We start from the raw sequence: 21,831 nt of genomic DNA, 5'->3' as shown, positions 1-21,831 counted from the left end.
AATCACGAAGTCCTCGCTCATTGCCGTCACCATGAAGGAAGAGCGTACCGTTTACGCGCCGAAAGACGAGTAGGAACCCATCAAGATGTTGTTCTGGGAAAGTGGCAAGGATCCGCACGAAGTCGCCGACTTCGACGTCGACTGGACCGCACGTCTTGACGGTGACCAGATCATCGAATCGACATGGTCGATCGTAGGTGGTGACGCGCCGGTCTCCAGCGCGCTCGTCCTCAACTCCTCGAGCTTCATCCCTAGCAGGACCAAGAGTCTGGCTCTCGGGCGGCCAGGATTAGCAATCGGGAACTATAACCCCTCTTCGGGACGGAAAACGATGTTGTCGGGGTGCCAGTGTCATTTGCTGGTAGTTAACCACCTTTCGTGGATTGGCACAGATGGCAACGCGGGGTAGTCTTATCAGTTTGGAAGAGGTTCGGAGACCTACCTCATGATTTTCGGCATCTTTTTAGTCATCACCCTCGGAATTTTCGCTGGTGTCTACGTATGCTTGCGGCGACTGAAATACGCTCCTTCGACCAGACCAGTTGAAGAGATCGAGCGCGACCGTCGATTCGTTCAAAGCCTCCAGTAAACGCTAGAAGATTGAATGTCAAAACATCGACTGCTGTACGCCGCGGGCCCAGGCAATATCATTGCCGCCCACCGGCACTGGCGCGCTGGAGCTCACGATCCAACCGAGGTCTCGATTACCTTTTCCAGTCAGATCGAAGACTACTGCAAGCGCGCCGGCGCCGTCGCCTATTTCATTTCGTACAGGTCCCCGGCTGATCTACTCAACGATGGCTTCATAACGCTCGAACATCGGCCTAAATGGAGCGCGAGCAAAGGTTGGCGGTTTCACTGGTCCGAACTGAGCTACTTCTGGAGCCTCTTCCGGACGGCATTGAAATTCAGAGCGACGCTAGCAGTAATCGACTCCGGAACGAGCCAGTTTTTCACTGGATGGATGTTCCGCCTGGTCGGCATTCCTGTCGTCGTCGTTCTTCACAATACAATCTGGCCGCGCGGGTTTCCGCCGAAGCGGCCGCATCATCGACTACTATCAATGATCGATGCGGCTTTCTTTCGATGGGGAGCATCAGCCACCATCGGTGTGTCGCCCGAGTGTGTGCGTCAGGTCCGTCAAATCACCAACGGCGTTCACGGACCGCTTTACGAGATCCGTGCACAATTCCTGCCGAGCCGCTTTGTACCCATTGCCCCGCCCCCGGCATTCGACGGGAAAAAACTCCGAGTGATGTATGTAGGACGCGTGAACCGGATCAAGGGCGTGTTCGACATCCTTGAGATTGCGAGGCGGCTTGAACAAACACATCCCGGTAAAGTGCAGTGGGATATCTGCGGCACCGGACCGGATTTTGATCTTCTTCAACAAAGAAAGAGCGAGTTGGCGCTCGAAAACGTCAACCTACTCGGTTGGGTGTCGCTTGAGCGATTGCAACAGGTCTACAGTGACAATCACATTTCGATCGTACCAACCCGAAGCGATTTTGCTGAAGGTCTCGCAATGACCGCGGCCGAGGCCATATTGGCGAACCGTCCGCTGATCACTAATCCAGTGGTGCCGGCCCTCGAGGTGCTGCGTGAGGCATCGTTAGAAGCGCGCACCGATGACGTCGACTCCTATGTCGACGTCATATCCCGTCTTTTTGATGATCCGGCCATTTATAAGCGGCTGTGCGACGCTTGCGAACCTCTCCAAGCTCAATTCTACGACCGGCGGAATGGGATCGACGCCGTCTTGGCCAAAGCCATCGACGACCTGTCATGAGTGACAACGAAGAATCAAATGACCCAGAGTTGCTCTGCCAGCGCGCTCGAGGAACGCGCCGGATGGTCATCAGACGAAAACGTCAGCAAATTCTGCCCAAGTTGCCGAGCAAGAGAGCCGGGCTAGCGCCCCGCCGGGGCTAGGCTACGCGTGGAACCGGAGACCGGCACGCTTGCTACCGCTCCAATTGCAAACGGCGGTGTAGCACGGCGTCGGCGTTTCTTGCCGTCGATTTGGCGCCTGAGCGAATGCTGCTGATCGGGTTCGCTGAGATTGGATTCGCGGCTTCCAGACAACCCTCGTCGTCAGTTGCCGACGGCAGTCATGAAAGTTGCAGCCGCGAGTAGTTGGCGGCCTCTGTTGCTGTAAGCGCGGCGCCGAAGCTGGCCACTGAAACTTGCTTGTTGTCGTAGCCGAAGCCTCAGACACCATCAAAGAGAAGGTTCCCATTTGGCATCGCCCCACTTGCCGTGTTCGCTGAGTCAGCGTGCTTAAGGTGCCGCCAGATCCCCAATAGTGGTTTGGGTGTTAGACGCCGTTCGAGATGCAAGTTAGAAGCCTTTGCCGTCTGAAGTGCTTTCGGTAAAAGCTTCCCGCGCGGTTTACCGCGTACTGCGAGTTTGTTGCTGCGGAAATTTGGGATGACGAGTAGGTTGGTCGCGCCGCGTCAGCATAGCCAAATTCACCACCGCTGGAATTGCCGGTGGTGCTCGACACACCACATGTGTGTGCTGCCCTGAGTAATTAGCGAACTCCCGGCAGTCGAAGGTTGAATCCCACTTCTGTAGGCACGGGCGCGGCGAGCGCTTCGCGTCGCTCCTCGATCAAAGTAAATGCTGGCGTTGTTCCATTCGCAGCTAGGCCATGGCTAGTCAAGACCAGATAAGCTTAGCCGTGGTGACATCCTGCATGGGCCCATAGAAGCGCTCCAGCTTCGAAAACACGTCATCCGCTACCGAACCGCCAGCGTGAACCGACGTGCAATATCCGCGAGGGTGGGAATTCCGCAGCCAGTTCCAGAACTAAAGTCTACTGCGGATATCAAGCTTAACAGCCAATGTTAACCAACGAGTTTCGTTGCAGCCGATCTAACGGGGCATAGCGTAATTGCAAGTCGCGCGGACCAGACTATCCCCAATACGTCCCAGCGCGAGCCAAGGGCCGCTTCAACCTGCCCTCGATGCGGCCCCACCCTTTTGAAGTCTTTCGTGAAGGACCATGGAAATTGCCTCGATTCTATTTCTCGCTTTCATTTTTGGATCGGTGCAGTCGCCTTGTGGTCGGGGCGAGTGAGTAGATGCCGTCGCGCAGCCGCTGCCGCATCCCTGCTCGGATGGCTGGCCGGACTGAGGCATTTGCACGCTTCCCGGGGGGATGGAACCTGCGACAGCCTTTGTCGTTTTAAATCAGGTGCATCCGCACCGCACCGTTGAGTTGTGAGTTGCGTACTATGAAGCAGATATTGGTTAGTTTTGCGCGCTATTTCAGCCTGATCGTGTTAGCCGTTGCCTTAACTGCGATATGCCTTTTCCTCGATATCGCGGAGACCATCGAGAGTAAGATCAAGGGCAAGCCGAGGCCTCACCTAAGGTGAGCCGCCCTTTGTAGCTTATCGCAGCGGCGGAGCTGGTCAGAGGAAGTGTGGAAGACGTCGCCTGGGAATGCGCCGCCGTTCCGACCTTCAGATGTGCGAATTACCCTCCACGCTGATTCCGTGAGCGCCACGACGGGCCAGAACGTCGGCAACTAACCTTACAGTTTGCGTAGATCGACTCCATTTTTCCAAGGCGGCGCCTTCCCCCAATGCGTAAGCCTGCGTTCGAGCCCTGATTCCCACTCCGGCAACCACGGTCCCTACCGGTTGCGGAAGCAGCCGTTGCCGAACCGGATTCGCTGAGCCGCGTTGCTTGTTACTCAATAACGCGTGCTGTAACCGACATCAGCTATGAGCATAGCGTTGGGCCTGCCGCCCGTGTTACGGCATGGAAGGCAGAAAGGTTGCACTTGATCTTCCCCCGAAAAAGTGGACGGGTTTAGGCGGCGTTTAGCTCCATCTCGATCAGGGCGATATATCCGACGGCGGAATGGAGCCTTGTTCGGTTGTAGAAGCCCTCGATGAAGGCGAAGATATCGCGCTGGGCCTCGGCGCGGGTCTTGTAGTCGCGATGGTGAACGACCTCGGTCTTCAGGGTATGGAAGAAGCTCTCCATCGGGGCATTGTCGTAGCAATCGGCCCTGCGGCTCATCGATGCGGTGATGCCGGCGCCGTGAGAGCGTCGCGATAGGCGCGTGAGGCATACTGCACGCCGCGATCGGAGTGGTGGATCAATCCGGCCTGCGGCCGTTGCTGCTGGATGGCCATCGTCAGTGCCGCGGATGCGAATTCGACCTGCATATGCTCCCGCATGGCCCAGCCGACGATCTTTCGGCTGAAGAGATCCATGACGGACGCCAGATACAGCCAACCCTCCGCGGTCGGGATATAGGTGATATCGGCGAGCCAGACCCGGTTCGGGGCTTCCGCTGTGAAGTCTCGCGCGACCAGGTTCGGGGCGATCGGCAGGTCGTGAAGGCTGTCGGTGGTGCGCACACGGCGCGGCGGCGCCATGATGGCGCGGATGCCGTGCCGACGCATCAGCCGCTCGATCCGGCCGCGGCTGGCGCCACGGCCCTGCCTGCGCAGGATGGCATGGACGCGGGGACTTCCGTAGCGGCCGCTGCTGTCGTGATGGACTTGCCGGACCGCAGCCAGCAGCACGGAATTTGAGGTTGCTCGGGCGCTCACCGGCCGCTCGCGCCAGGCGTAATAGCCCGCCGGCGAGACCTCGAGCACAGCGCACATCAGCCGCACTGGATAGACGTCGCGGTGGCCCTCAATGAAGCGGAAGCTCATGTCCGGTTCCGGCGAAGATCGCGATCGACTTTTTTAAAATGTCGCGCTCCATGCGCAGCCGTTCGTTCTCCTGGCGCAGCCGGGCGATCTCCGAAGCCTGGTCGCCGACATCGGCGTCGCCTGCGTGGTGGAGCGCCACGCCGCCGATGTCGGCTCCTGCCGGAACTTGTCCACCCAGCGCCGTAGCACCGAGTCGCGCAGACCGAGCTCCTTGGCCACCGACGTGACCGAGCGACGGCTCGACACCACCAGCTCAACGGCCTGGCGCTTGTACTCTTCGGTAAATGACCGACGTTGACGTCCCATTCGACACCTCCGGGCTCAATGAGCCTACTACAGGTGTCCACTCATTCGGAGGATGTTCAACTGCTGCAAATCACGCAAAAATAAAGCCGGATGCAACTCCGCCCAAGTGCTCGACGAGAGGCCGCATTTCGGGCCCCGCCTGATGACTCCCATCCAAATAGGGCGTAGCCAAGTCCCTGAAGGAAAAAGCTAGGTCGAGGCTATCTGACACCGGAAGCCCCATTTCAGATGCCGAGCTTTCGAGGTGCAACGTAAGCGTATTGCCCATCGAAAATAGGTGTGCGTTCGGAGCGATGACGCCATGATCCGGCGAAGGCTGATCGACGGCACGTTCAAGATGTTCGCCGACTTTCTTCACGACCCCGAAATCGTCGCCGTACACGGCTGAGGGAGTGGACAAGGGATCGTACCCTGACCGGCCGCCCGCAAACGCTTCCAAGCTTCCGGCCACCGCCTTCAGCATACCTTCCCCACCGCAGCCGCCCCAATCTTTTTCGTCGTGACTGAGCCGGACATTGATCTGCTGCCACGGCCGCGAATCAGAGGCTCCCGGCCTGTCAAAAACCGGCACCGCCGGCGGAGACGGGACCTCCGGGACCGACGGCACGCCGGTATCATGAGCATGACCGGGATCACGGTCATTGACGCGATCGTCATGATCGTGCGCGTGACCCGGCGCCGGCAGTGGTCTTGTGGGCGGAGCCGGGACTTCCGGTGGCACATCGGGGTCATGACCATCGTCGTCATGCGCACCAACGTCACCGGGATCGTGCGAGTGGCCCGGCGTGCCGCCGCCATGTGACCCGCCCGTACCGGTCCCGGGGCCGACCGTCACCCTTACGAAGCCGTCGTCGAACTTTCCATTCTTGTCCGTCACCCAATATTTGAAGGTGTCCACACCGGTGAAGTCGCCGTCGGGCTTGTAGGTCAGCGTGCCGTCAGGGTTTGCGGTGACAGTGCCGTGGACCGGCTGCGTCGTGCCATCGATTTTCATGGCCAAATTTTTCAGGTCGACGTCGTTGTGGAGGACGTCGATCACAACGCTCATCCCTGCGCTCGTTGACGCCGTATCGGCGAAAGCGAGAGGCGCTGGCGCATTGAGATCGATGTTGCCCAGCGAAATCGCATCGCGGTCCAACATGTACCATCTGCTCTTCAGGAGCGGGACGTTTTCGGCAATCTGGATCGGGATGCTTGTCTTGAAAATCTCACCGGTCGCCCGGTCGGAAAAGTACTCCTCGATCAGCACGATCTTCCGGCCATCTGCCGTGGTGTAATATCCCTGATGCGAAAGGATGCCGGCCATCTCCTCGAGGCCGATCGTGAAAGTCTCATTACCATTCGCATATTTGATCTGGCCGATGCTGTCAGTCTTTACGCCTACCAGCTTCACGGAGCGGCCACCCGGCCAGGTGAAATCCCAGACTGGAATTTGGCTCCAGCTCATTGCGAGGCCAGCCGGGCCTGACACGAGTTGCCCCGAAGCCAACTGCTTGTCGAGAAGCGGATCGAAATTCTTGATCGCGTTATTCTGGATGTCCTGCGTCTTCAGGTCGATGATCACATAGTTCAGATCTGACGGTGAGATGGAATCGGTCGTCATTACTTTTGATAGAACTATGCCCTCCTGATAATTCGCGATGTTGGCCCGGTTGATCACGATATCGAAGGTATTGTTCCCCAACTCGATGCCGCTGGTGCCCTTGGGTGCCACCCGACCTAGGTCGGGACCAACCAAATCCGCATCAAGGAAGGTATAGTGAGCCGTATACTCAAGGTGAATACCGATGTCGGTTTCCCACGCCTTGAAACCGTCGATCACCGATCGAACGTCGTGTCCCTGGGCCGGATTGGCCTTCACGACCATAAAGCCATAGGCTGCCGCAAGAACTTCGTTGTTCGTGAAGTTTTGTATTGGCGCGGCTGCTACGTCGCTCGACGACGAACCGTGCAGAATCTCGGGTTGATCAAGGTTGTTAGCGTCGATATTGGCCGGGGTTCCCCTGACCATGTACACAAAGCCCTCGTTAACCCCAGCCGCGACGTTGTCGGTCACATCGATCATTCGGCCCTGAAAGTAAAAGCCGATTCCTGACTTCGCGAGATCGAACGCCGCGACGTCGAATTGGTTCTTGTCTACCCACGATCCCGCGCCGATTCCGTGCGCTTGAATCGCAATGTTGCTACGCCAGAGACCTGTCTCATCACCCGTCTCGGCGACATAAGCGGCGCCGAATGTATTAAACGTGGCGTTGTTTTCGATGTCCGCGCTCGATGCATGCTGGACGACGCCCCAGCCGGGAGATCCCCAGATCGCATTACCCTTTACGATGGTCTCCGGGCTTAAAGGACCGACACCAGTTTCGTGCAAATGGAGCGCGTATCGGCCTTTGACGTTGGTATCGCTCGTAATGTCGGTTGCTGTAGCTGCATCGACCGCACGGGTGGATTTGTCTGTGCGGCCCAACTCATAAAATTCAGCATTCTCCACATCGACCGAAGGGCTATGCATGAACATGACGTGCCCCCGCTGCGATGAGGGGAGATCGCTCGCATGCTGCGTTTCGATCACCACGTTGCGGGTGTAGTCGGCCACGTAAGCTTTGAGGTCTGCCCGCGGAGAATCATGATTGTAGGCGAGCGCTTGATCCAGAACGATGGTCGAACCATAGATCGCTTTGATAGTTCGGACCTCGTCTTGCGATCCGATATCTACCCAGCCTGCCCCCGGTATCAATTGGGGGCCGATATGAGTACCCGTCACGACGATCTTATCGCCTACTTTCCAACCGTTCTGAACAGCATCCTCATCGAGGTGAAGCAGCGTGCTCCCCGCAACAGGATCCATCTCCAGCTTCAGGAATGACGTCTTTTCCTGACCGTGAATCTCGGTGCTGCCGTGAGAGATAATCCCGCGGCTGAGCAGCATCGGATCCCAATTGACGTCGATCGGGCCGTTATCCGCGATCACGATGTTCGCCGTCACGCCATCCTGAATAGGATGATCATCGGTGCCGATCTGCAAGAGTCCCGTCTTGGCCACGACAAGCGTGTCGACCACCATGCGGGTGTCGTGATCGGGTGCGAACAGCAACTTGCCATCAACGCGTACAGTGAACAGAGACGCATCGCTGACGCCGTCATATTTTACGGAGATGGCCTCGGGAATGAGCACCTTGGCGCCCGCATCAGGAATGCGTCCGTCGGACCAGGTGGTCGGATCGAACCATGAGCCGTTCCTGACAGCGACATGCGTCGCTTCGGCGCGCGGCACTAGCGCGAACAGCGCTGCATGCTCTTTCGCCATCGAAGGATCGTCCGCATGGGCCGGCGGATCGCCCAGCGCCTTTACGGCCGCCACATAGGCTGCGGTCGATACGAAATCTTCCGGCTGCAGCCCGGTAGGCGTACTTACAATGTCGTGCATCTGCCCCCTCCGCCTCGGTCGTGCCACTTTGGCACAGCCAATTCGGGCCGAATGACGGCATGGCCGTGCCAAGCTCGTCCCCGGCTGGTTCGATCCTACCGTTTCGCAAAATTAGTCCTCAACTTTTCGACTGAGGGTGTCGACGTCCGCTGGCGGCAGCGCTTCAGGCTGATCGCCTCGTCGCTATGTGTAGGAAAGCGTGCAGAGGAACCGTTCGCCAAGTTGAGTTTGATGTGGGGCTATTCGCTGAACTCAGGAGTTGTGCAAGTCGATAACCTCGCGCGTCGCAGGCTGGCCGGCTCGATTGCGGTCTCGGCTGCCTCCGTATCGGCGTGGATAGCCTTCCGGATCAACCGCTCCGTCGTCGGCTTGATATAGGGCCATAGGTCCCTGTGCAGGTCAGAAAACTGCCGCCACACCAAGTGTCGAAAAAGCGACATGGCACTCTGACCATGATCGTCGTCGAGCGCTGCCGCGGTTATAGGAACGGCCGAACACCATAAAGGCGGCACAGGGCGATGAACAATCGGACAGACCATTGGTCCGGCAAGCTGAACCCCATCTGCGGCGAGGACCGTCCATATGGTTGCCCGAGTAAATGATTGAAACCTGTACAAGAACAGAGCAATTAAGGGCCACGTAATAAGCGCGGCATATGCGAGCAAGTTACCCATGGCCGAACAACTTAACTATAACTGACGCTCGGTACTTGTCCCTAGCTCCGCATTTAGTTCGCGCAAGCTTGGAGATCTAAGACAGGTCGTAAAATACGCTTGACTCGATTGAGGTACTTAGCAAAGTTATTCGCCACTTCAGATTGTTGTTTATTGAACTTTAGTAGCCCGCGAGTACCTTTATGGAAGCGGAGCCCCAACAGGCGTTCCCCCATCAGCCACCATCAGCCACCATACGACTGAGGTATGCTCATCTTTTTCAGCAACAACCTCAAATAGAACCATTTGTAAAAGCGGTGTTCGATCGTATAGGAGCTATCATCGCCCTTTTGCTCGCAACACCTCTTATAGCGGCAATAGTTATAGCACACCTCACCATTTCAGCTCTCCGATCGGATGAACGAGGTGCACTACTGATCCGCTATAAGGCTGTTAGCAGGGGCCGCATCTTTTGGAAGTACAAGTTTCGTGTTGTCAGAAGCGCCCACATCGACCCGGCGTCCGCAAGCAGAGGAGATTGGCACGCCTATTCGGCAGAGTGGGATTCGAATTGCCACACTCATCTCGGCCGGATTCTCAAAAAATATTATCTGGACGAATTACCTCAGCTTTTGAACGTGCTCGTGGGTGATATGAGCCTGGTTGGACCGCGGCCTTTAGCTGTACATCATTACAACCGAGATGTTGCCCAAGGAAATATTCATCGCAAACTTCTTAGGGCCGGATTATTTGGCCCCTCTCAATCGCTAAAAGGAACAGCTCGATACGGAAAACAGGAAGGAGAGTACGACTATCTAGACATCCTAAACAGGAGCTCCTCACTTAAGATCGTGTATTATGACCTCCAGCTGATACTGGCGTGCTTCTACAGAGTTTTGCAAGGCAGAGGTTTGTAGGATGCTGATACTAACCTTTGATATTGAAGATTGGTTTCATCTACTGGATCACGAAGAAACCGAAGATCATCATCGTTGGCGCAGCTACGAATCTCGTATCGCTCGCAATACAGATAAGATCTTGGAATGCCTTGCCGAGGAAAACATAAGGGCAACTTTCTTTTGTTTAGGTTGGGTTGCGCGGACCCATCCAGCAGTCATTCGGGCTATCCATAGCGCTGGACACGAAATTGGATCTCATTCGGACGTTCACAAACTAGTGCACCGATTAACACCGAGACAATTTCAAGAGGACCTGCGTAATTCTATACGAGCTCTTGAAGACGTCACTGGCACTAGAATACGCGCGTATAGATCTCCAGGCTTTTCGATATCAAGACAAACAGGATGGGCATGGTCGATACTGGCAGAAAACGGCATCGAGTTAGACTCTTCCATTTTCGTATCGCGGCACTCCCATGGTGGCTTTCGCGGATTCCCAGCAAATGGGCCCGCTAAGATCGAGCTTTGCGGGAACGTTTTCATAAAGCAATTCCCGATCGTACCAGGCCGATTGCTCGGTATGGATCTCAATTTCTCAGGAGGAGGATATTTTCGATTGCTGCCGTATTCGACTATTCGGCACATCGCCAGCCGGTCGGAGTATGTAATGACATATTTCCATCCGAGAGATTTCGATTCAGAGCAGCCTTTAGTACCTAACCTTTCGCCTTACCGGCGATTCAAGTCGTACGTGGGAATTCAGTCTTGTTGGAGGAAGTTCAGACGCTTCTCCAGAGATTTTAATCTAATCGATCTGGCGACCGCTGATGCAAAAGTAAATTGGGCTATGCAGCCGACAATTCAAGTTTGAGGACGATGTAGGAAACCCAAAATGCTTTTCTCGGCATTAATGCGCCAAGGCTACGCACGCTTAGGGAGAAGCTTTCACGAGCGTCTTTTTCGGCTCAGCGGGTTGGATTTCACGACCCCAGCCTTCGTCCAGTGCGTCCTCACGGAAAAATGTAACTATAAATGCAAGTACTGCTCTCATTGGCGGCAGGAACATTACACCGACGAGATTTCGGTAGCTGATTGGAAAGAGGCGCTTCTCAGCTTAAAAGAATTCTGCAGCCCTCTTTTGATCGACTTTACAGGTGGAGAGCCTACGATCTATCCGCACTTCCTCGACATCGTTGAATTTTGCTGCTCGCAAGGAATCGACTGGGTCACCACTACAAACGGTTCGACACTTACAAGAACCAAATTCGTTCAACAACTCGTTGCCGCGCGACCTTTGAAGATCGACATCTCCATAGATAGCGCCTCGAATGATATACACGACGACGCGCGGGGGGTTCCTGGTTCACTGTCGCGCATCTCACGAGGCGCAAGTGCTCTAATCTCCGAACGCAATCGATCCGGACAAAATTTCCCTGTGCGACTGAAAGTAACAGTGCACAAGCTAAACGCTGGCAGTCTAGTTCCGATCGTGCGATGGGCGGAAGCTGTTGGAGCAACATCGATTGACTTCAATGCCGTAAATGGCTTGTGGCGTAAGGAAGACGTCGAATGTCTTTCAATAGTCGAGCCGACAGATCTCCTACTGTTGCGAGATCAAGTGGAAGAATTGATAGTTCTCAAAGCTAGGGGAGCACCGATCGAGACCGGGGAAGACGGTTTGCGGGGCATGGTCGCTTTTTTTTCGCGCGACCTTTCAAGCAAAATTAACTGCCGCGATCCCCTTCGCAATTTTCTAATCAATCCTCGGGGAGACGTTAGGACCTGCGGCTGCTCTCCTCCAATAGGCAACGTCAGACAACAATCTGCAAGATCCATATGGCGAAGTGAGGCGGCAAAGCAAATGCGACAGAAATCGCTAGGGTGCGTTCTGGAAGTCAGAGCACCAAATCGTACTTGTACGACGCACCGTACTATTTTCGATGATTTTCGGAGAGCGATGCTCTTGCTCGGCGTGAAGGCTTGAGACCTAGGCTCAAAATCGATTTTTACCATTCATTGAAATGGAGGTTGATGCCGTCGTTTCGAGAGAATCGCATGGCTACCTTCCTCCAGCTTATGAGACCGGCAGCAGGAGCCACCATCTTGGATGTGGGAGGATTACCATCGCTCAATGGTGTTCCTGGCTTTTGGCAGAACTATAGTGACTCGTTCCGGGTTACACTCATCAATCTGCCGGGCTCATTTGAGAACTTCAGTCGAACTGAACTCGCCCCTTATCGCCTTATAGAGGCGGACGTTTGTAAAAGCCCAGGACTAAGGGAAAAATACGAAATTGTCTTCAGCAATAGCGTCATTGAGCATGTCGGATCACTTCGCAAGCAGCAGGCATTTGCGAATTTTGTACAATCCGTTAGCGAAAGCTTCTGGATTCAAACGCCGTCTCCGCTCTTCCCCATCGAGGCGCATTGCGACATTCCCTTTTGGTGGTTCACTCCAACGCAGTTCCGAAGAAAAGTGATTCGAAAGTGGCACCACACGGAGCATAGATTTCTCGCGGAGCAGATGGCTTCAACAAGACCAATTTCAGGCGATCAGCTGAAGCGTCTTTTTCCATCATCTAGGCTTATTACAGAACGCCTCTTTGGATTTCCTAAGTCGCAGATCGTTTATGATCGGCCGACTTTTCGAGCCAGGCAACCTTCCCTCTGAATGCTCGACAGTTGAGCATCTGCTGCCCTTTATTCGCGCCAACTGCGCCGTTTATCGTCATACATCCGTTGCTGTGCTGGATTAGCCGTCTCCCTCCGGTGAAGGTCGCCTTGTTGGATTAGTCCAATTGGTGCGTAACAGCCCGTATCCCTCCGGCGGCGGCCGCCTTGTGTAGTTTGATTGGCGGCCCGAGGATTTGACCTTAAGTCTAGCTTTAAGGTCACGTGGCGAATGCAGGTCAATGTGTTGGGCGCCGAGCGTCGGCGGCGATGGAGTTACGACGAGAAGGTTCGCCTTGTCGAAGAGACCTTGCAGGCTGGCGAGACGGTCTGCGGCGTCGCGCGCCGGCATGGGGTGGCTCACAGCCTGCTGTTCACTTGGCGTCGACAGGCGCGCCAGGGTCGACTGGGCGGAGATTCTGTGCCAGCTCTCGTTCCGGTCGAAATCACACCGATGGCGGCTCCGACTTCGAGCGACGCGCCACAACCAGTGGCTTCACCGCCTGCGCAACGTGCAAGGGCTGGAATCATCGAGATCGAGCTTGGCGGAGGCTGCCGCGTTCGCGTTGACCGTGACGTGGACGTTGAGGCGCTGCAGCGAATTCTTGAGCTGCTGCGGCGACGATGATCCCGATTCCGAGCGGCGTCAGGGTTTGGATCGCCACTGGCCACACCGACATGCGTCGTGGCATGCAAAGCCTGGCTCTTACAGTTCAGGAGAGCTTGAAGCGCGATCCCCATGCCGGCGATCTCTACATCTTCCGGGGCCGCCGCGGTGACCTCGTCAAGATTCTTTGGCACGATGGGCTGGGCATGTCGCTCTACGCCAAGCGCCTCGACCGTGGGAAGTTCATCTGGCCCTCGGCGTCGGCCGGCGCGGTATCGATCTCAGCGGCGCAGATGGCCTATATGCTCGAGGGCATCGACTGGCGGAATCCGCAACTAAGCTGGCGGCCGCAAAGCGCGGGCTGAGCGAAGAAATCTGCGGTTGCTGCCATTTTGGGGAGTCCCATCGCGTCCAATCTGTGATTCACTGCGTCGCATGGATGCCGACCGCGACACTGTTCCGGATGACGTTGCCGCCCTGAAGGAGGCGCTGGCGGTCGAGCGCGCGAAGGGTTTGGAGATCGCCGCCGAGCTCGCGGTCGCTCGCGCGAAGGCGTCGGAAGACGAAGCGCTGATCGCCCAGCAGCAGTTGCAGATTGCCAAGCTGAAGCATCAGATCTATGGGCAGCGGTCGGAACGTTCGGCGCGGCTGATCGAGCAGTTGGCACTGACGTTCGAAGAGCTGGAAGCCGACGCCACCGAGGACGAGCTTGCGGCGGAACGAGCCGTGGCGAAGACGACGGTGCGCGGATTTACGCGCAAGCGCGCTGAGCGCCAGACCTTCCCTGAGCACCTTCCCAGGGAGCGGGTGGTGATCGAAGGACCTACGGCTTGTGAATGCTGCGGCAGCAATCGCCTTCGCAAGCTCGGCGAGGACGTGACGCGCACGCTGGAAGTAGTGCCGCGCCAGTGGAAGGTGATCGAGACGGTCCGGGAGAAGTTCTCCTGCCGCGATTGCGAGAAGATCAGCCAGCCGCCGGCGCCATTCCATGCCATCGCCCGGGGATGGGCCGGCCCGAGCCTCCTGGCCATGATCATGTTCGAGAAGTTCGGCCAGCATCAGCCCTTGAACCGCCAGGCCGAGCGCTATGCCCTGGAAGGGGTGCCGATCGCGCTGTCGACCATGGCCGATGCCGTGGGGTCGGTCTGTGCGTCGCTGGATCCCCTGCTGCGCCTGGTAGAAGCCCATGTCATGGCAGCCGAGCGGCTTCATGCCGACGATACGACGGTGCCGGTGCTGGCCAAGGGCAAGACCGATACGGGACGGTGCTGGATCTACGTTCGGGACGACCGGCCGTTTGGGGGCGCGGGTCCGCCAGCAGCGATGTTCTACTACTCACGCGACCGCAAGGGCGAACATCCCCAGCAGCATCTGGCCCGGTATGCCGGCATCCTGCAGGCCGACGCCTATGACGGGTACAACCAGCTCTATCTGGCCGGGCGCGAGCCCGGACCGATCCGGGAGGCTGCCTGCTGGTCACATGGAAGGCGCCCGTTCTTTGCCATGGCCGACATCGAAGAGAATGCGCGGCGCAAGGGTGCCGGAAAGAAGGAAATCCCGCTCTCTCCGATCGCGATCGAGGTCGTGCGGCGGATCGATGCGCTGTTCGAGATCGAACGCTCCATCAATGGCAGGAGCCCCGAAGGGCGACTTCAGGTGCGACAGACGCTGAGCCGGCCTCTGGTCGAGGACCTTCAGGTCTACATGCGCGAGCAGCTCGCCAAACTGTCCCGCGGTCACGACCTGGCCAAGGCGTTCAACTACATCCTGAAGCGTTGGGCGAGCTTTACGCTGTTCCTCGAAGACGGACGCGTGTGTCTCTCCAACAATGCCGCCGAACGAGGCTTGCGAGGCATCGCTCTTGGACGGAAGTCCTGGCTGTTCTGCGGATCTGATCGCGGAGGGCGGCGCGCGGCAGCTATGTACAGCCTCATCATCACGGCAAAAATGAACGGCATCGACCCGCAAGCCTGGCTCACCGATATCCTCGCCCGCATCGCCGCCCATCCGGCTCATCGGCTGGACGAACTTCTGCCCTGGAATTGGACGCCGGCATCAACGCTCTCCGCTCGAGCGGCATGACCACCCACGTCAACAAGGTCCATCACGTCACCACTATTACCAAGGTCGCCAAGGACCTCGGCGAAGATGAAGATTGGCTGTGGGACATCGCCAACGAAATGGAAATCGAGGACGGCGTCATCTGGGTCTATGGCGTCGGAGAAGACGGCGTCCAGGCGTTCACCGACTTCGGAATCGAAAACCTCATCGAGCTGATTAGGTTCTACAAAGAGAACCCTGGATTGCTCAGGCGCTAACCCTGCGGCCTACGCCGAATGGATACAACAGCCCTTATGGACAGCCATAAGCGCAGTACTCAGCTTGAACGGCTTGAGGTAGTAGAGACTGGGCGCCGGCGGCGCTGGTCGAATGACGAGAAGCTGCGGATCGTGACGGAGAGCTTTGAGGCGCTACGCGCGATATCCTCGACGGCGAGACGCTATGGCATATCACGTTCGTTGCTGATGACCTGGCGACGGTCGTTCGGTCCCAAACCGATTGGCTCTCAGAGCGAGAAGTCCGGCTTTGCGCGGGTCGTCCTTGCCGCTGAGGCCGAGCCGGCTGTTGCTGCCGCACCGACGAAGGGGCAGATGGTGATCGTCATTGGCAGGGATCGCCGGGTGATTGTCGATGCCGGCGTCGATGCCGCCGCGTTGGCGCGGGTGCTGCAGGTCCTGGAGCGTCGATGATCGCGATATCCTCCACCTCGCGAATATGGATAGCAACCGGCCACACCGACATGCGCAAGGGCATGCAGGGTCTATCGTTATTGGTGCAGGAAAACCTAGATCGGGACGCGTTTGCCGGAGATGTCTTCGTGTTCCGCGGACGCGGCGGTTCGCTGATCAAGGCGTTGTGGCACGACGGAATTGGATTGTCGCTTTACGCCAAGCGGTTGGACCGTGGCCGTTTTGTCTGGCCGGTGACGGTGGGCGGTGTGGTGGCGTTGAGCGCTGCGCAGATGAGTTATCTCCGAGAGGCGATCGATTGGCGCAACCCGCAGCACACGTGGCGGCCACAGAGCGCAGGCTAGGTTCAAAAAAGCTCTGAGGTGCGAAAGAAAAGACGCCTCAAATCGCGCCTTTTGTGATTCCATCAGGTCATGGTTGACGGCTTTGAATCGCTGCCAGACGACATCGAAACGCTGAAAGCGGCATTGATCGTTGCGCGCGCGGAGGCTGCGGCCGCCCGCGCCCGGCAATCCGATGACCAAGCGTTGATTGCCCATTTGAAGCTGCAGATCGAGAAACTCAACCGCGACCGCTATGGCCCGCGTTCGGAACGCACCGCGCGGCTATTGGATCAGCTCGAACTGACGCTGGAGGAGCTGGAGAGTTCGGCGACTGAGGACGAGCTCGCAGCCGAAATGGCGGCGGCCAAAACCACGAAGGTGGCGTCGTTCACCCGCAAGCGGCCGTCACGCCAGCCGTTCCCGGAGCATCTACCCCGCGAGCGGGTGGTCGTGCCAGGACCTGTGGCGTGCGCCTGTTGCGGCGGAGCGCGGCTGTCCAAGCTTGGGGAGGACATCACCGAGACGCTGGAGGCCATCCCGAAATCCTGGAAGGTGATCCAGCACGTCCGGGAGAAGTTCAGCTGCCGTGACTGCGAGAAGATCAGCCAGGCCCCGGCGCCATTCCACGTCATCGCCCGCGGTTGGGCCGGTCCCAGCTTTTTGGCGATGGTACTGTTCGAGAAGTTCGGCCAGCACCAGCCGCTGAACCGGCAGGCCGAACGCTATGCCAAGGAAGGCGTGCCAATCAGCCTGTCGACACTCGCCGACCAGGTCGGCGGCTGTACGGTCGCATTGATGCCCTTGTTGCGTCGCCTCGAGGCCCATGTGCTGTGCGCCGAGCGACTGCACGGCGATGACACTACGGTGCCGGTCCTGGCCAAGGGCAAGACCGACACTGGCCGAATCTGGGTCTATGTGCGCGACGACAAGCCGTTCGGCGGTCAGGCCCCGCCGGGGGCAGTGTTTTATTACTCGCGCGATCGCGCTGGCAAGCATCCCCAGGCCCATCTGGCCGGCTACAGCGGCATCTTCCAGGCCGATGCCTATGGCGGCTATGGGAGGCTTTACGACCCGGGCCGCAACGCAGGTCCGATCCTGGAAGCCGCGTGCTGGGTCCATGCCCGACGGCCGTTCTTCGTGATGGCTGATCTGGCGGAGAATGCGCGCCGCAAGGTACAGGGTAAAAAGCCAGCGGTGATCTCGCCTTTGGCGCTGGAAGCAGTCCGCCGGATCGACGTCTTGTTCGAGATCGAGCGAGGCATCACCGGCGAGACGCCCGAACGGCGCCGGGCCGTCCGCCAGGAGCTCAGTGCGCCGTTGGTCGCCGATTTGGAAGTTTGGATGCGTGAGCAACGCGCCAAGCTCTCGCGGCGCAACGATGTCGCCAAGGCGATGGACTACATGCTCAAGCGCTGGAGCGCGTTCACCCGCTTCCTCGAGGACGGCCGCATCTGCCTGTCGAACAACGCCGCCGAACGAGCCCTGCGCGGCATTGCCCTGGGGCGGAAGTCGTGGTTGTTCTGTGACTCCGACCGCGGCGGCGACCGGGCGGCCGTTCTTTTGGGGTACTCGGGCTCCTATTTAGTACTCGACGGGCGTAAACGATCTGCATCGAAATTAGATGCGAGAGGATGCGAAACTCCCGCTGCATCAAAGATCGCATCAATCAGGAGACGAATGATTCGGGCTTCGAAATCGAGGCAATCAATTTGGACTTCCCAATAATTGGATAGATCCTGAGCGGCAACGCGCGCCTTCACCTCAAGACCTGTCATCCCCTGCGCCGGGATCGCCAGAATCGAGCTCTCTATCGGTTCCATCTTCGCCAGATGAGCCTCGATACGCTCAACAGTTTGCGAAGGATCTGTCTCTAGCTCCATGAGCTCCCGAACGGCCGCATTCAGCTGCCGCCCCAGCACCAGCAATTCAACATCTCCCCGCCTTCGGCCTCGCACCCTGCAATCCGTACTCATGCCCCAAAACCGCCCGATGTCGTCGCGACGTCTGAATTAGGAATGTATCTTATAGTGTTCATTTTGTATCCTATATCAGGTCGCCTCAAAGTCGTCAATCTGTTGTAAATGCGTCGTGGACAGGCGATCCCATAGACGCTCGGCAAGAGAGATTTTGGCCCGCAACATGCGGATGTTGCGGGCGGCCCAGGGCGTTAGCCAAGAGGCACTTTCACACGGATCTGGGATGAATCGAACTTACGTCAGCTCTGTCGAGCGATGCGAACGAAATGTCTCGATAGACAACATCGAAAAAATCGCAAAGGCACTGAAGATAGAAGCTTGGAAATTGCTAAAGCCAGATCTGCTAGACTCCTAGCCTATTTGCTATCTATCTCCGCAGCTGTGTGATCGCTGCGTGCCTTCGGTTCGAATGCTTCCCTTGGCATAAACTTCGACGGAGTGGTTATCAGGACGGGCCAGATTGCCCGAGAACCGCTCCGGGACAGAGATTATACGCGGTTCGGGGAACGCAAACGGCATTATGACAATGAGTGGTCCCTGTTACCCAAATCGACCTCCGCAATTCGATCTCCACCCTCTGGCATGAATTTACCAGTTCCAAAGCGATCACTAGATCGGCGGTTTGCGCAATGATCTGAAGAATTCCCTAACCTCCTTCACGAACAGCTCCGGCTGCTCGAACGCTGCGAAGTGGCCGCCCTTGGGCATTTCGCTCCAGCGCTGGATGTTCGTGTAGTTCGCTTCCATCCACTTTCGCACCGGCGTGACGATCTCCTTGGGAAAGACGGCGACGCCGGTCGGCACCATCACCTTGTGCGCAGTACGGCGCTTCGGCCCAAAGCTTTCCCAGTACAAACGCGCCGATGAAGCGGCCGTCGCCGTCACCCAATAGAGCATGACGTTGTCGAGCAGTTCGTCGCGGCCGAGGATGTTCTCGGGATGTCCCTCGCAATCGGTCCAGGCCCAGAATTTTTCCAGGATCCACGCGGCCTGCCCGCTCGGCGAGTCCGTTAGAGCGTATCCAAGCGTCTGCGGCCGCGTCGATTGCTGCTTGGAATAGCCGGAGTCCCAGTCGGCGTAATACTTGATGCCGTTCAGCGCCCGCGCCTCTTCCGCCGTCGGCTGACCCTCGACGTTGGGCCGCACCGACATCGCCAGCGTGGTGTGAATGCCGGCGCAATGCGCGGTATCCTGTGCTCCGATGGCAGTGGTGATCGCCGATCCCCAATCGCCGCCTTGCGCGCCATAGCGCTTGTAGCCAAGGCGATCCATCAGTATCGCCCAGCTCGAGGCGATGCGATCGACGCCCCATCCTGTTGTCTTCGGCTTGGCGGAAAACCCAAAGCCCGGCAGCGATGGGCAGACGACATGAAACGTGTCGGCGGCGTTGCCGCCGCGCGCGGCCGGATCGGTGAGAGGTTCGATCACCTTGTGAAATTCGACGATCGAGCCCGGCCAGCCGTGGGTGATGATCAGCGGCATTGCATCCGGATGCGGCGAGCGCACGTGAAGGAAATGAATGTCGAGGCCGTCGATCTCGGTGGTGTACTGCGCAAAGCGATTAAGCAGCGCTTCGCGCTGGCGCCAATCATATTCTTCAGCCCAGTAGCGGCAGACGTCCCTGACCCATCGCAGCGGTGCGCCCTGGCTCCAGTCGTCGACGAGTTCAGCTTCCGGCCAGCGGGTGTTGCGCAGCCGCGATTTGAGATCGCCGAGCACGTCGTCGCCGATCGAAATGCGATAGGGTTTGATCTCCATGGCTCATGAAGCCCCCTCCTCAAAGCCCGGCCGAAGTGCGGGGAAAGGGCTTTGCAGGCGCAAATCATCGCCGCACACCGCGCGGATATCAAGGCAGGCTATGGACGTGAATACACGGATTCGAATCCGTCAGGAATGCCGCAGCCGCGTGATCCGTTCAGATCATGGGCGTCTATCAGCCCCAGCCTTCGCGTTCTTTGCATCTTTCAAATGCAGGAAGAGCTTGCAGCAGCCGAAAGCCAGAATCAGCGCCGGCGGCAACATGATGGAAGACCGCAACAACTGCGACATGCCCGAAGGATTGGCCCATCTTTCAAACAACCAGCTCAAGCCAACGTCGAAGGAGCCAACCAGCAGCAGGAAACCGAGCAGCGGCAAAACAAGCCCGGTAAACATTGAAACCCAGCTTGGCGCCGCCTTTGACCAGTCGATGCCATCGGCGTCATCGTGGCGCGATACTTCAGGTCCGCCGGTCGAATCGCAATTGTCGCGCGGCTCTGACCGCGCGGCTGCATCATTGATTTTAATCGCCATGATATTGGACAAGGTGATTATCTTGAAAACAGTGACCGTAAGCCAGCAAACCTTGCTGCGTTGTGCGGCTTTATACCAGCGATTTGATACGGATTATAGGTCGAAAACAAATCCGACTTGGGTTCCATATCAATGCGGTTGCGGAGAATCCGTCGCGCATCGGTGCCCCATTTTGCCAATGATGAACAATTTCGAATTTGGCGCGTTAGCCCGGCCAATCAGCGATCAGCAGCCGGGTCGAGAGCGCGCGGATGGTCATTCGAATCCTGTTCGTTTCCTGGGCCGTTTTCCTGCTCGCATCGCAACTGATCTGCGGCTGCGCCACATTCCTGCATTGGCTTTCGTCAGGCTAGCGGCCCCTGCAGCGATCTCAGGCCGATCAGCTCAGTACCAGGGCCACCAATTATAGCGATACCGCGGATTGCCGTAGTAGCCCGGCCCGGCATACGGCCCGTAGAAATTCTTGTCGCCATAGACCCAGCGGGCGACCGGCCGCCGCTTGTTCGGCCGATAGCAGACGCCCGCCTCGTCGCAGATGACCTTCGCGGCCGTGATCAGCGAATCCGGCGCGGGCTGCATGTGGCTCAGGAGCGGCGCCGCCTCGGCGTGGGTCGCAATCAGAAGGCCGGCCGCCAGCACGGACGCACAGATCGTTCGCATGTCTCTTTCTCTCCCTCGCGAAAATAAATAGCAGTCTCGAAAGCCAAAGCTCACAGGGGCAACAGCCAGCGATCGCCCCGCCTATCCGGTTGCGGCTGAGTCTGGTCTCACGCCCCCTTGCAAACAATTGGGAAAATGCGGCCGGGTTTCCAGAAAACAGTCCGACCGAACGCTTCGGCCGAAGCCTACCCGGTTGGCCAAATGCTGGCTAGGGCCTGCTGACTGCATTTCCCCGGGGTTGTCGGGACACAGCGCGGCTATACCGGGTGCCGGCTGCCCGCTTGAATCGAGGTGTCGCGCAGCGACTGAAGCGTTCCTCTGGGAGACCCGCACCGCCCGCATTTCAGGATGGAGCACGGATCGGGCCGGGCCTCGACCGGCAGCGCAACGGTAAGGCTGCCGCATTGTTCGCAAACCAGCTTGAATGTTTGGACATCCAGAAGGGCGACGTTCGGTTCAACACCCATGTCGATTAATCCATTTGGACTGCAATAAGTCATGGTGCACGGTAAAAGCCGTCAAGTCAGGAACCCGCCCGTGCGCAGCTCCGCCCAACAAATCCAGGTTCCGCACGGCTCCTGCAATGG

The 21,831-nt window shown here is 57.8% G+C and carries 15 protein-coding genes and 2 pseudogenes; 12 read left to right on the top strand and 5 right to left on the bottom strand.

The window, feature by feature from the left end:
• Positions 1–604 precede the first annotated feature (604 nt).
• Positions 605–1,789: a glycosyltransferase family 4 protein gene (locus tag QA643_RS11070; protein ID WP_283033196.1), complete on the top strand. Its 1,185-nt coding sequence runs from the start codon at positions 605–607 to the stop codon at positions 1,787–1,789.
• A gap of 2,033 nt (positions 1,790–3,822) precedes the next feature.
• Here QA643_RS11070 and QA643_RS11065 read toward each other — a convergent pair.
• Positions 3,823–4,988: pseudogene (locus QA643_RS11065) on the bottom strand (IS3 family transposase).
• A gap of 70 nt (positions 4,989–5,058) precedes the next feature.
• Positions 5,059–8,415, bottom strand: a complete 3,357-nt coding sequence (locus tag QA643_RS11060; protein WP_283033195.1) for a G8 domain-containing protein — start codon at positions 8,413–8,415, stop codon at positions 5,059–5,061.
• An 856-nt stretch (positions 8,416–9,271) separates the two neighbouring features.
• On the opposite strand from QA643_RS11060, the gene QA643_RS11055 reads away from it, so the two are divergent.
• From QA643_RS11055 to QA643_RS11005, 11 genes and pseudogenes are all read left to right on the top strand, one after another.
• Positions 9,272–9,985 (top strand): sugar transferase, encoded by a 714-nt coding sequence (locus tag QA643_RS11055; protein ID WP_283033194.1) that lies wholly within the window; start codon positions 9,272–9,274, stop codon positions 9,983–9,985.
• Between the two features lie 874 nt (positions 9,986–10,859).
• Positions 10,860–11,951, top strand: a complete 1,092-nt coding sequence (locus QA643_RS11050; protein ID WP_283033193.1) for a radical SAM protein — start codon at positions 10,860–10,862, stop codon at positions 11,949–11,951.
• A gap of 71 nt (positions 11,952–12,022) precedes the next feature.
• Positions 12,023–12,637 (top strand): hypothetical protein, encoded by a 615-nt coding sequence (locus QA643_RS11045; RefSeq protein ID WP_283033192.1) that lies wholly within the window; start codon positions 12,023–12,025, stop codon positions 12,635–12,637.
• A gap of 231 nt (positions 12,638–12,868) precedes the next feature.
• Positions 12,869–13,024, top strand: a pseudogene (locus QA643_RS11040) (transposase); the annotation flags it as partial.
• Between the two features lie 236 nt (positions 13,025–13,260).
• Positions 13,261–13,608, top strand: coding sequence for an IS66 family insertion sequence element accessory protein TnpB (tnpB, locus tag QA643_RS11035; protein WP_349253214.1), 348 nt, complete (start codon positions 13,261–13,263; stop codon positions 13,606–13,608).
• Positions 13,609–13,678: 70 nt separating this feature from the next.
• Entirely contained in the window at positions 13,679–15,325 is a 1,647-nt protein-coding gene (locus tag QA643_RS11030; protein ID WP_283028219.1) for an IS66 family transposase, read from the top strand.
• On the top strand, positions 15,322–15,561 hold the full coding sequence (locus tag QA643_RS11025; protein ID WP_283028218.1) for a hypothetical protein: 240 nt from the start codon (positions 15,322–15,324) through the stop codon (positions 15,559–15,561). Before QA643_RS11030 ends, QA643_RS11025 begins: the two co-directional genes overlap by 4 nt.
• Positions 15,562–15,597: 36 nt before the next feature.
• Complete coding sequence (locus tag QA643_RS11020) at positions 15,598–15,993, top strand: transposase (protein WP_283033191.1); 396 nt, start codon at positions 15,598–15,600, stop codon at positions 15,991–15,993.
• Entirely contained in the window at positions 15,990–16,337 is a 348-nt protein-coding gene (gene tnpB / locus QA643_RS11015; RefSeq protein WP_283033190.1) for an IS66 family insertion sequence element accessory protein TnpB, read from the top strand. The genes QA643_RS11020 and tnpB (QA643_RS11015) overlap by 4 nt, the downstream gene beginning before the upstream one ends.
• Before the next feature lie 69 nt (positions 16,338–16,406).
• A complete protein-coding gene (locus QA643_RS11010) occupies positions 16,407–18,041 on the top strand; it encodes an IS66 family transposase (protein ID WP_283033189.1) in 1,635 nt (544 codons plus the stop codon).
• 414 nt (positions 18,042–18,455) lie between these two features.
• On the top strand, positions 18,456–18,647 hold the full coding sequence (locus QA643_RS11005) for a helix-turn-helix transcriptional regulator (RefSeq protein WP_349253284.1): 192 nt from the start codon (positions 18,456–18,458) through the stop codon (positions 18,645–18,647).
• 254 nt (positions 18,648–18,901) lie between these two features.
• Here the strand turns inward: QA643_RS11005 and QA643_RS11000 are convergent, their stop codons facing one another.
• The 3 genes from QA643_RS11000 to QA643_RS10990 form a co-directional block, all read right to left on the bottom strand.
• Complete coding sequence (locus tag QA643_RS11000; RefSeq protein WP_283033187.1) at positions 18,902–20,050, bottom strand: epoxide hydrolase family protein; 1,149 nt, start codon at positions 20,048–20,050, stop codon at positions 18,902–18,904.
• 162 nt (positions 20,051–20,212) lie between these two features.
• The gene (locus tag QA643_RS10995) at positions 20,213–20,596 is read right to left on the bottom strand and encodes a hypothetical protein (RefSeq protein ID WP_283033186.1); all 384 of its coding nucleotides are present in this window, start codon (positions 20,594–20,596) and stop codon (positions 20,213–20,215) included.
• A 372-nt stretch (positions 20,597–20,968) separates the two neighbouring features.
• Positions 20,969–21,244: a hypothetical protein gene (locus tag QA643_RS10990; protein WP_283033185.1), complete on the bottom strand. Its 276-nt coding sequence runs from the start codon at positions 21,242–21,244 to the stop codon at positions 20,969–20,971.
• Positions 21,245–21,831: the final 587 nt, after the last annotated feature.

Source organism: Bradyrhizobium sp. CB3481, assembly GCF_029714305.1.
GTDB lineage: Bacteria > Pseudomonadota > Alphaproteobacteria > Rhizobiales > Xanthobacteraceae > Bradyrhizobium.
This window is presented reverse-complemented; position numbering and strand designations above follow the sequence as displayed.

Excerpts from the sequence above, each read along its gene's own strand:
- tnpB (WP_349253214.1), top strand. The coding sequence starts at position 13,261 with ATGATCCCGATTCCGAGCGGCGTCAGGGTTTGGATCGCCACTGGCCAC.
- QA643_RS11060 (WP_283033195.1), bottom strand. The coding sequence starts at position 8,415 with ATGCACGACATTGTAAGTACGCCTACCGGGCTGCAGCCGGAAGATTTC.
- QA643_RS11005 (WP_349253284.1), top strand. The coding sequence starts at position 18,456 with ATGCGGATGTTGCGGGCGGCCCAGGGCGTTAGCCAAGAGGCACTTTCA.
- QA643_RS11045 (WP_283033192.1), top strand. The coding sequence starts at position 12,023 with ATGGCTACCTTCCTCCAGCTTATGAGACCGGCAGCAGGAGCCACCATC.
- QA643_RS11000 (WP_283033187.1), bottom strand. The coding sequence starts at position 20,050 with ATGGAGATCAAACCCTATCGCATTTCGATCGGCGACGACGTGCTCGGC.
- QA643_RS11030 (WP_283028219.1), top strand. The coding sequence starts at position 13,679 with ATGGATGCCGACCGCGACACTGTTCCGGATGACGTTGCCGCCCTGAAG.
- QA643_RS11025 (WP_283028218.1), top strand. The coding sequence starts at position 15,322 with ATGACCACCCACGTCAACAAGGTCCATCACGTCACCACTATTACCAAG.
- QA643_RS11070 (WP_283033196.1), top strand. The coding sequence starts at position 605 with ATGTCAAAACATCGACTGCTGTACGCCGCGGGCCCAGGCAATATCATT.
- QA643_RS10990 (WP_283033185.1), bottom strand. The coding sequence starts at position 21,244 with ATGCGAACGATCTGTGCGTCCGTGCTGGCGGCCGGCCTTCTGATTGCG.
- QA643_RS11020 (WP_283033191.1), top strand. The coding sequence starts at position 15,598 with ATGGACAGCCATAAGCGCAGTACTCAGCTTGAACGGCTTGAGGTAGTA.
- QA643_RS11010 (WP_283033189.1), top strand. The coding sequence starts at position 16,407 with ATGGTTGACGGCTTTGAATCGCTGCCAGACGACATCGAAACGCTGAAA.
- tnpB (WP_283033190.1), top strand. The coding sequence starts at position 15,990 with ATGATCGCGATATCCTCCACCTCGCGAATATGGATAGCAACCGGCCAC.
- QA643_RS11055 (WP_283033194.1), top strand. The coding sequence starts at position 9,272 with ATGGAAGCGGAGCCCCAACAGGCGTTCCCCCATCAGCCACCATCAGCC.
- QA643_RS11050 (WP_283033193.1), top strand. The coding sequence starts at position 10,860 with ATGCTTTTCTCGGCATTAATGCGCCAAGGCTACGCACGCTTAGGGAGA.